At 68.6% G+C, this 8290-nt stretch carries 7 protein-coding genes and 1 pseudogene; 1 reads left to right on the top strand and 7 read right to left on the bottom strand.

Annotated features, from left to right (window positions below; all coding sequences use genetic code 11):
* Positions 1 to 29 precede the first annotated feature (29 nt).
* The 7 genes from ACWCRD_RS35415 to ACWCRD_RS35445 all read right to left on the bottom strand — a co-directional run bounded on the left by ACWCRD_RS35415 (position 30) and on the right by ACWCRD_RS35445 (position 7664).
* Positions 30 to 1055, bottom strand: a complete 1026-nt coding sequence (locus tag ACWCRD_RS35415; protein ID WP_450969816.1) for a LacI family DNA-binding transcriptional regulator — start codon at positions 1053 to 1055, stop codon at positions 30 to 32.
* Positions 1056 to 1134: 79 nt separating this feature from the next.
* Complete coding sequence (locus ACWCRD_RS35420) at positions 1135 to 2559, bottom strand: BNR repeat-containing protein (RefSeq protein WP_450969817.1); 1425 nt, start codon at positions 2557 to 2559, stop codon at positions 1135 to 1137.
* Between the two features lie 54 nt (positions 2560 to 2613).
* A complete protein-coding gene (locus ACWCRD_RS35425; protein WP_450969818.1) occupies positions 2614 to 2934 on the bottom strand; it encodes an L-rhamnose mutarotase in 321 nt (106 codons plus the stop codon).
* 32 nt (positions 2935 to 2966) lie between these two features.
* Positions 2967 to 4046, bottom strand: a complete 1080-nt coding sequence (rhaS, locus tag ACWCRD_RS35430) for a rhamnose ABC transporter substrate-binding protein (RefSeq protein ID WP_450969819.1) — start codon at positions 4044 to 4046, stop codon at positions 2967 to 2969.
* Positions 4047 to 4142: 96 nt separating this feature from the next.
* A complete protein-coding gene (locus ACWCRD_RS35435) occupies positions 4143 to 5117 on the bottom strand; it encodes an ABC transporter permease (RefSeq protein WP_450969820.1) in 975 nt (324 codons plus the stop codon).
* Positions 5110 to 6150, bottom strand: a complete 1041-nt coding sequence (locus ACWCRD_RS35440; RefSeq protein WP_450969821.1) for an ABC transporter permease — start codon at positions 6148 to 6150, stop codon at positions 5110 to 5112. The genes ACWCRD_RS35435 and ACWCRD_RS35440 overlap by 8 nt, the downstream gene beginning before the upstream one ends.
* Positions 6147 to 7664: a sugar ABC transporter ATP-binding protein gene (locus ACWCRD_RS35445; protein WP_450969822.1), complete on the bottom strand. Its 1518-nt coding sequence runs from the start codon at positions 7662 to 7664 to the stop codon at positions 6147 to 6149. Before ACWCRD_RS35445 ends, ACWCRD_RS35440 begins: the two co-directional genes overlap by 4 nt.
* A 271-nt stretch (positions 7665 to 7935) precedes the next feature.
* On the opposite strand from ACWCRD_RS35445, the pseudogene ACWCRD_RS35450 reads away from it, so the two are divergent.
* Positions 7936 to 8290, top strand: a pseudogene (locus tag ACWCRD_RS35450) (L-rhamnose isomerase); the annotation flags it as partial.

Here is an 8290-nt window from a genome sequence, read left to right on the forward strand (position 1 = left end):
GGGATCATGAAAACTTACTGACCGGGCGATCAGCGGGCGGACAGGCTGGAGCGTCGTACGACGAGCTCCGGCTGGAGTACGACACGCCGGTGCTCGTGCCGCTTCGTCGCGGTCTCCGCCTCCGTCTCCTCCAGCAGCAGCTCGGCGGCCAGGGCGCCCATGGTGACGGCGGGCTGGCGTACCGAGGTGAGCGGGACGGCCGCGGCGGCGGCGAACTCGATGTCGTCGTAGCCGACGATGGCGAGGTCGTCGGGGACCGTTATGCCGGCTGCGTACATGGCCTGCAGGACGCCGAGGGCGAGGAGGTCGTTGGCGCAGAAGACGGCGGTGGGGCGGTCTGCGAGGCCGAGCAGGCGGGCGCCGGCGTCCCGGCCTGCGGCCACGTCGAGCCGTTCGGTGGGCAGTTCGCGCAGGCATTCCGGTCCGAGACCGGCCTCGGCGAGGGCGTTCAGGGCGCCCGTGCGGCGGTCGCGGACCTGGTTGAGGCCGGGCGGACCGCTGACGTAGGCGATGCTGCGGTGTCCGGCGTCGACGAGGTGGCGCACGGCCAGGGCGCCGCCCGCCACGTCGTCGACGGAGACGGAGCACTCGGTGGTGCCCTCGGCGACCCGGTCGACGAGGACGAAGGGGATGTTGTGCCGCCGGAAGGTCTCGATGTTGCGGCCGGTCGCGTCGGCGGGGGTCAGCAGCACTCCGCGCACCCGCTGCTCGGCGAAGAGGGAGAGGTACTCGGCCTCCTCGCCCGCGCTCTGGGCGCTGTTGCAGACCATGACGCCGAGCCCCGCGTCACGCGCGGCACGCTCGGCGCCGCGCGCGACGTCCACGAAGAACGGGTTGCCCATGTCCAGGACGAGCAGCCCCATGATCCGGCTGCGGCCCGCGCGCAGCTGGCGCGCGGACTCGCTGCGGACGTAGCCGAGCCGGTCGATCGCGGACAGCACCCGGGCCCGGGTCTCCGTGGCGACCGTGTCCGGACGGTTGATCACGTTCGACACCGTGCCGACGGAGACTCCGGCGGCGCGGGCGACGTCCTTGATACCCACCGACTGGCTCATCGGGCAGGGACCTCCAGGGGGACGTGATTCGGCCGGAAGGCCTTCACATTACCGTCATCGTCCGACGCATCAGGCCCGGTCACGCGGGCAGTGCGAAGTCGACGACGTGGAGTGCCGAGGGGGTCGTACCGCTCGACTTCTCCTGGTACATGAACGACAGGACGTTGTCCGACTTGACCCGCAGCTCGTCGATCACGACCTCGCCGAAGGCGTTCAGTTCGCTGCCGTCGTACAGCAGCGTCCAGTCCGTGTAGCCGGAGGCCTTCGAGGCGCCGGCGATCCGGCCGAAGGGGAAGATCGCGTAGGCGTTGTCGTACTTGTCCAGGATCAGCTTGGTGCGCTGGCTGGAGCCCAGCGCGACGGGGATCTCGGTCTTCTGCCAGGTCCCGGAGGAGTTCTTGCGGAGGTGGAAGGCGCGTCCGTTGGCGGTGCGGTCGGTGACGTAGTTGGTGGTGCACTGGCCGAAGCGGCCGGGGACGTAGCTGATGATGGCGTGCGGGAGGCCGGAGGAGTCGGTGAACTGGCTCTCCTGGTTCATCAGCGAGTGGTCCGGGTTGAGCGGGTCGACGACCAGTCCGCCGTCGGTGACAGCCACCGTGTCGGAGCTGCCGGTGGTGCCTACGACGGTGCCCACGTCGTTGCGCCAGGTGCGGCCGCGATCGGTGGAGTAGACGTAACCGGTGTCGTGGTTGGTGATGCCGCCGCTGTTGCACATCACGGCGGCGTTCTGCTCACGCCAGGTGAAGAAGGAGTGCAGGCGGCCGTTGACGTCGTAGTCGATGCCGTGCAGGTACATGTTGCGGGCGGTCGAGGAGCCGTGCGAGCTGGTGTAGGTGCCCGTGGAGCTGGACCACTCCCCCAGTGCCGTCCACGTCGAACCGTCGTACTCGGCAAGGGCGTTGCGGCCGTTGCCGGAGATCCCGACCCGGTAGCTGAGCTGCAGCTTGCCCTCGGGGGTCGCGATGAACTGCGGGTAGGTGAACTGGGAGGTGAGCGCGAGGCCGTCGAGCGAGGTCTGCACCGCGCCGAAGACGGACGAGGTCCAGGCCGTCGTCGCCGGGTTGTCGAGGAGTCCGGCGATCGACTTCACGTAGAAGTAGCCGTCGCTGTGGGAGTCCATGTTGAGGTGCAGGCGGCCGTCGACCTTGGAGACGCCCATGGAGATGACGTTGTGGGAGTCGCTGGTCTTGAGGACGTGGGACAGCGTCACGGTCGACCAGCTGCTCCCGCCGAGCACGCGGCGGCCGACCACGGCGTTGCCGGTGGAGGTGTACCAGGCGGCGTACTGGTAGCCCTTGTAGGTGAACAGGCCGTTCTTCTGGAACGAGTTGTTGTTGACCAGTCCGTCGTAGGAGACGAAGAAGATGGCCTGACCGTCGAGTTGGGTGGTGCTCTTCTTGCTGACGGAGGGGCCGGGATCGGCGGCCCGCGCGGTTCCGGCACCGAGGACGGGGGCCGCCGCGGCGCTGAGTATGGCGCCGGCCAGCAGGGTGCGTCGTCTCATCTCAGAGGACTCCATTGTCGTACGAGAGCGGGAGGGGATGCGTGCCGGGGAGTGTCAGGCGAGGTGGAAGACCTCGGTGAGCGGTTTCATGGCCTCGTCGGGCCGGGCGCCGTCGAGCGACTCGAAGAACGGCGCCATCTCGGCCTGCCAGCGGGCGTTGACCTCGGTGGCCTCCATGCCGGCGATCGCGGCGGCGAAGTCCTCGGTCTCCAGGTAGCCGACGAGCAGGCCGTCGTCGCGCAGGAAGAGGGAGTAGTTGTGCCAGCCGGTGGCGGAGAGCGCTTCGAGCAACTCCGGCCACACGGCGGCATGGCGTTCGCGGTACTCGGTGAGCCGGTCCTCGCGGACCTTGAGGAGGAAACAGACGCGCTGCATGAGGTACCAGCTCCCGCAGGGGTGGAAGGGGCTCAGAAGTTGAACTGGTCGATGTTCTTGGCGTTGAACACGGTCGGCTTGCCGAGGGTGATCACGCCGTCCTTGCCGATGGTGTAGGTGGTGGAGCCGGCCTTGAAGGTCTCGCCCTCCTTGCCGGTGATCTGACCGGAGGCCAGCGCGACGGCGGTACGGGCGGCCAGGTCACCGAGCTTGGACGGGTCCCACAGCTCGAAGCCCTCGACGGTGCCGTTCTTGACGTACTTGCGCATGTCGTTCGGGGTGCCGAGGCCGGTCAGCTTGACCTTGCCCTTGTACTTGGAGCCGGACAGGTACTGGGCGGCCGCCTTGATGCCCACCGTGGTCGGGGAGATGATCCCCTTCAGGTTCGGGTCCTGCTGGAGCAGGCCCTGGGTCTGCTGGAAGGACTGCTGGGCGTCGTCGTTGCCGTAGGCGACCTTGACCAGCTTGATGTTCTTGTACTTGGGGTCCGCCAGCTCCTTCTTCATGAAGTCGATCCACACGTTCTGGTTCGTCGCGGTCTGCGCGGCGGAGAGGATCGCGATCTCGCCCTTGTAGCCGATCTGCTGGGCGAGGAGCTGCACCTCGGTACGGCCGAGGTCCTCGGCGCTGGCCTGTGAGACGAAGGCGTTGCGGCAGTCCGGCTTGGTGTCGGAGTCGTAGGTGACGACCTTGATGTTGTTCTTCATGGCCTGCTTGAGCGCGGTGCACAGGGCGCCCGGGTCCTGTGCGGACACGGCCATCGCGTTGACCTGCTGCTGGGTGAGGGTGTTGACGTAGGAGACCTGTCCGGCGGTGTCGGTGGCGCTGGAGGGGCCGACCTCCTTGTACTTGCTGCCCAGCTCGGTGAGGGCCTGCTCGCCGCCCTTGTCGGCGGAGGTGAAGTACGGGTTGTTGACCTGCTTGGGCAGGAACCCGACGGTCAGGCCCTTCTTGAGGGCGGCGTTGGGGTCGGCCTTGGCGGTCGAGGTGGCCGCCGCGTCGTCGCTCTTGGAGTTGTTCTTGGTGGTGCCACCACAAGCGGTGAGGGCCAGGGCGAGGGAGGTTCCGGCGGCGAGGGCCGCGCAGGCACGACGGAGGGATGACTTGCGCATGGCGGGGTCCTTATTACGAGAAGTGGGTGGAGCGCCCCAATGGGGGCGCGGGGAACTGCGCGACCAGCCACATCCGGTCCGCAGCCGACAAACGACCTATCCGGCGGAGCGAGCCGCCCTCGCGAGGGAAACCTGACGTGCGACTCGCGGCCCGAGCACGGACACGACGAGCAACACACCGGTGACGACGATCTGCGACTGCGCGGAAACATTGAGCAGGCTCATCACGTTCTGCAGCGCCCCGAGCAGAAAGACTCCCGCGACCGCACCGCCCAGCGTGCCCTTGCCGCCGTCGAAGTCGATGCCACCCAGCAGCACGGCGGCGACGACGGAGAGTTCGAGACCGGTGGCGTTGTCGTAGCGGGCGCTGGCGTAGTGCAGGGCCCAGAAGATCCCGGTGAGGGACGCCATCAGCCCCGTCACCGTGAACAGGATCAGCTTGTGCCGCTTGACGCGGATGCCGGCGAACCGCGCCGCCTCCTCGTTCGCACCGATCGCGAACAGGGAGCGTCCGAACGGGGTGGCGTGCAGGACGACCACCGCGATGGCGAGCAGTACCAGGAAGGGCAGGAGTGCCTGCGGGATGAAGGTGTTCCCGATGCGTCCGGCCGCGAAGTCCAGGTACTGGGAGGGGAAGTCGGTCACCGCGTCGGAGCCGAGCACGATCTGTGCGATGCCCCGGTAGGCGGCGAGGGTGCCGATGGTGACGGCGAGGGAGGGCAGTCCGAGCCGGGTGACCAGGAGCCCGTTGACCAGGCCGCACACCACACCCAGCAGCAGGCACAGCGGGATGATCGTCTCGATGGCCATGCCGTCGTTCCACAGCTTGCCCATCACGGCGCCCGAGAGGCCGGCTGTGGAGGCGACGGACAGATCGATCTCGCCGGAGACGACCAGCAGCGTCATGGGCAGGGCGATCAGTGCGATCGGCAGGGTGTTGCCGATCAGGAACGACAGGTTCAGGGCGTTGCCGAACCCGTCGACCGTGCCGAACGACATCAGCAGCAGTACGACCAGGAGCGCGCCGACGACCGTGTCCCAGCGGACCGCGCGCGTCAGTGACTCAGGCATGGCGGGCGTTCCTCTTCTTCAGGGCGGAGGCCAGGCGCAACGCGACGACCCGGTCGACCGCGATGGCGAGGATGAGCAGGATGCCGTTGATGGCGAGCACCCACACCGAGCTGACGCCGAGGGCGGGCAGCACGCTGTTGATGGAGGTCAGCAGCAGGGCGCCCAGAGCCGCCCCGTAGACACTCCCGGAGCCGCCGGTGAAGACGACACCGCCGACCACGACCGCGCTGACGACGGTGAGTTCGTAGCCGTTGCCGGTCCCGGAGTCGACGTTGCCGAACCGGGCCAGGTACATGGCACCCGCAAGTCCCGCGAGGCCGCCGCAGAACGTGTACGCGGCCAGGATCCGCTTGCGCACGGGGATGCCGGCGAGCCGCGCGGCCTCCGGGTTGGAGCCGAGGGCGTACAGCTCGCGCCCGCTGCCGAACTGCTTGAGGTAGTACGCCGTCGCCACCAGCACCGCCAGCGCGATCAGCGCCAGCCACGGCACGGCGGAGAGGCCGCCGGAGCCGAAGTCCACGAAGCCACCGGGGAGGTCGGCGGCCGTGATCTGGCGGGAGCCGACCCAGATGGAGTCGACGCCTCGGATGATGTAGAGCGTGCCGAGGGTGACGACGAGGGCGGGCACCTGGCCGAGACTGACGAGCAGACCGTTGAGCAGGCCGAAGCCCACGCCCAGCAGTACCGCCAGCAGGATGGCTACGAGCGCGTTGCCGCCGCCGTGCAGGTAGTCGCCGGCGGCGAAGGCGCTGATGCCGAGAGTGGAGCCGACCGACAGGTCGACGTTCCGTGTGATCACCACCAGGGACTGGCCGGTGGCGACCAGCACCAGGATGGTCGCGTTCAGCAGCAGGTCCTTGATGCCCTGCTCGGACAGGAACTGGCTGTTGCCCGCCTGCGTGATGGCGATCATCACCAGGAAGACCACCAGGATGGCGAGTTCGCGCATCTTGAAGACGCGGTCGACGAGCCGGGTGCCACCGGACCTGGGCACCTCGGCGACGGGGGCTTCGTCGGGAGTGGTCACCGTCATGCGGCGGCCCTCCCGGTGGCTGCGGCCATCACGGTTTCCTCGGTGGCTTCGGCGCGTGGGATCTCGGCGGTCAGGCGGCCCTCGTGCATCACGAGCACGCGGTCGGCCATGCCGAGGATCTCGGGCAGGTCGGAGGAGATCATCAGGACGGCCACGCCGTCGGCGGCCAGCTCGCTCAGCAGCCGGTGCACCTCGGCCTTGGTGCCGACGTCGATGCCCCGGGTGGGCTCGTCGACGATCAGCACCCTCGGGCCGGTGGCGAGCCACTTGGCGAGGACCACCTTCTGCTGGTTGCCACCGGACAGGGTGTTGACCGTGTCGGCGATCCTGGCGTACTTCACCTGGAGCTTGACGGCCCAGTCGAGAGAGCGGCTGCGTTCGGCGCCGCGGTCGACGAGGCCCGCCCTGACGGTGGTGCGCAGACCGGTGAGGCCGATGTTGCGCTCGATGGACATGTCCATCACCAGGCCCTGGGCGCGCCGGTCCTCGGGGACGAGGGCGAGCCCGGCGGCCATGGCGGTGGAGGGGGCGCCGTTGGTGAGCTTGCGTCCTTGGACCTCGACCTCGCCGGCGTCCCAGCGGTCGATGCCGAAGACGGCCCGGGCGACCTCTGTACGGCCGGCGCCGACGAGTCCGGCGAGGCCGACGATCTCGCCGTGCCGCACCTCGAAGGAGACGTCGGTGAAGACGCCCTCACGGGTCAACCGCCTTACACTCAGGGCGACTTGGCCGGGCTCGACGTCCTGCTTGGGGTACAGCTCGTCGAGATCGCGGCCGACCATGCGCCGTACGAGGTCGTCCTCGGTCATGCCCTCGATCGGCTCACTGGAGATCCAGGCGCCGTCGCGCAGGGTGGTGACGCGCTGGCAGATCTCGAAGATCTCCTCCAGCCGGTGCGAGATGAACAGTACGGCGGCGCCCTGTGCGCGCAGAGTGCGCACGACACCGAAGAGGCGGGCCACCTCGCTGCCGGTGAGGGCGGCGGTCGGCTCGTCCATGATCAGGACGCGGGCCTCGAAGGAGAGGGCCTTGGCGATCTCGACGATCTGCTGGTCGGCGATGGACAGGCCGCGGGCCGGGCGGTCGGGGTCGAGTTCGACGCCGAGACGCTGCATCAGGGCCAGGGTCGCCGCGTGGGTGGCCTTGTGGTCGATACGGCCGAGGGCGCGCCGGGGCTGGCGGCCCATGAAGATGTTCTCGGCGATCGAAAGGTCGGGAAAGAGCGTGGGCTCCTGGTAGATGACGGCGATGCCGGCGTCGCGGGCGTCGCCGGGCCCGTGGAAGACGACGGGCTCACCGTCGAGCAGCACCCGGCCGGCGTCGGGCCGGTGCACACCGGCAAGGGTCTTGATCAGGGTCGACTTGCCCGCGCCGTTCTCGCCGGCGAGTGCGTGCACCTCGCCGGGGAACAACTCCAGGGAAACGTCCCGCAGGGCGCGCACCGCGCCGAAGGACTTCGAGATGTCCTCGAGCGCCAGCACCGGGGCCGGACCCGTGTCGGACGGGTGGGTCATTGGGGGCTCCTCGACGACGCCGACAAGGGGCTCACGACGTCGTGAAAGGTTTCAACTTGGTTGCCGGGACGTTAGGCGCGTCGGCCATGTCACGTCAATGGGTGGGCCTCGAAAAAGTTTCGATAGCCCTTCGAGAGCCAAAGGTCACGGTCAGGCCACGGCCAACAGCCTCTGCCGTAACGCTTGACACCCCCGTGGGGAGCTTTAAGCTTCCCGTCCTGAATCGATTCATCCATCTGCCCTTACGGCCAGACGTCACAGGAGCCCTGAAGTGACCGAGCTCGCCGCGGTGAAGGCCGCGCTGAAGACCCAGGCAGTCGAGACGCCGTCGTGGGCGTACGGGAACTCGGGGACCCGGTTCAAGGTGTTCGCGCAGCAGGGCGTCCCCCGTACGCCGCAGGAGAAGCTGGCCGATGCCGCCCAGGTGCACGCGGTCACCGGCGTGGCGCCGACGGTCGCGCTGCACATTCCGTGGGACAAGGTGGACGACTACGGTGCTCTGGCGAAGTACGCCGAGGACCAGGGCGTGAAGCTGGGCGCGATCAACTCCAACACGTTCCAGGACGACGACTACAAGCTGGGCAGCATCTGCCATCCCGACGCGGCGGTGCGGCGCAAGGCGGTCG

It is taken from the genome of Streptomyces sp. NPDC002092 (genome assembly GCF_053593775.1).

Bases quoted from the DNA above. Each gene is read 5' to 3' on its own strand.
- ACWCRD_RS35440 (WP_450969821.1), bottom strand. From the start codon at position 6,150: ATGACGGTGACCACTCCCGACGAAGCCCCCGTCGCCGAGGTGCCCAGG.
- ACWCRD_RS35425 (WP_450969818.1), bottom strand. From the start codon at position 2,934: ATGCAGCGCGTCTGTTTCCTCCTCAAGGTCCGCGAGGACCGGCTCACC.
- ACWCRD_RS35435 (WP_450969820.1), bottom strand. From the start codon at position 5,117: ATGCCTGAGTCACTGACGCGCGCGGTCCGCTGGGACACGGTCGTCGGC.
- ACWCRD_RS35420 (WP_450969817.1), bottom strand. From the start codon at position 2,559: ATGAGACGACGCACCCTGCTGGCCGGCGCCATACTCAGCGCCGCGGCG.
- rhaS (WP_450969819.1), bottom strand. From the start codon at position 4,046: ATGCGCAAGTCATCCCTCCGTCGTGCCTGCGCGGCCCTCGCCGCCGGA.
- ACWCRD_RS35415 (WP_450969816.1), bottom strand. From the start codon at position 1,055: ATGAGCCAGTCGGTGGGTATCAAGGACGTCGCCCGCGCCGCCGGAGTC.
- ACWCRD_RS35445 (WP_450969822.1), bottom strand. From the start codon at position 7,664: ATGACCCACCCGTCCGACACGGGTCCGGCCCCGGTGCTGGCGCTCGAG.